The sequence below is a fragment of the Mycobacterium sp. E2699 genome, from assembly GCF_001666745.1.
Taxonomy (GTDB): domain Bacteria; phylum Actinomycetota; class Actinomycetes; order Mycobacteriales; family Mycobacteriaceae; genus Mycobacterium.
This window is the reverse complement of sequence record NZ_LZJH01000081.1, coordinates 1-865: the sequence shown is the minus strand read 5'-3', so window position 1 is coordinate 865 and position 865 is coordinate 1. Positions and strand designations below refer to the sequence as shown.

The 865-nt window shown below is 62.3% G+C and carries 1 protein-coding gene and 1 pseudogene; one reads left to right on the top strand and one right to left on the bottom strand.

Going from position 1 to position 865, the window contains the following annotated elements:
* A partial coding sequence (locus tag A5696_RS14055; RefSeq protein WP_067879640.1) for a cyclopropane mycolic acid synthase family methyltransferase occupies positions 1-715 on the top strand: 715 nt, incomplete at its 5' end.
* A 37-nt stretch (positions 716-752) separates the two neighbouring features.
* Here the strand turns inward: A5696_RS14055 and A5696_RS27670 are convergent.
* A pseudogene (locus A5696_RS27670) lies at positions 753-865 on the bottom strand (class I SAM-dependent methyltransferase); the annotation flags it as partial.

Genomic DNA, 865 nt, shown 5'->3' with positions numbered 1-865 from the left:
CGCCAAATTCGACCTGGCGCTCGGCAAGCTGAACCTCGAGCCGGGGATGACGCTGCTCGACGTCGGTTGCGGCTGGGGCGGTGCGCTACAACGAGCGGTCGAGAAGTTCGACGTCAACGTCATCGGAATCACCCTCAGCCGCAACCAGTTCGAGTACAGCAAGGCGAGGCTGGCCAAGGTCCCGACCGGGCGCAGCGTCGAGGTGCGGCTGCAGGGCTGGGAGGAATTCGAGGACCACGTCGACCGCATTGTCACGATCGGCGCCTTCGAAGCGTTCAAAGCGGACCGTTGGCCGGCGTTTTTCGAACGGGCCTACGAGATCCTGCCCGACGACGGCCGGATGTTGCTGCACACGATTCTCGCGCATTCCCAAAAACAGCTGCACGAGCTCGGCGTCTCGCTGACCATGAGCGACGTGCGGTTCACGCGATTCATCTACACCCAGATCTTTCCCGGCGGGCAGTTGCCGGCGCAGGAAGACATTCTGAAATTGGCGCCCGCGGCCGGATTCACCGTCGAAAAGGTGCAATTGCTGCGGGAGCACTACGCCCGCACGCTCAATATGTGGGCGGCGAATTTAGCGGCGAACCGGGAAAAGGCGATCGCCATCCAGTCCCAGGAGGTCTACGACCGGTACATGAAGTACCTCACCGGCTGCGCCAAGCTGTTCCGCGAGGGCTACACCGACGTCAACCAATTCACCTGCGAGAAGTAGCCGGGCGCCTGGGAGCGCCCGGCCAGCGGTGCGCTACTTACTTGGCCAGCGTGAACTGGCCGACGTTGCTGATGCCCTTCAGGAAGAAGTTTTCACACCCCGTCAGGTAGTGCATATAGCGGTCGTAGACCTCCTGGGACTGGATGGCGA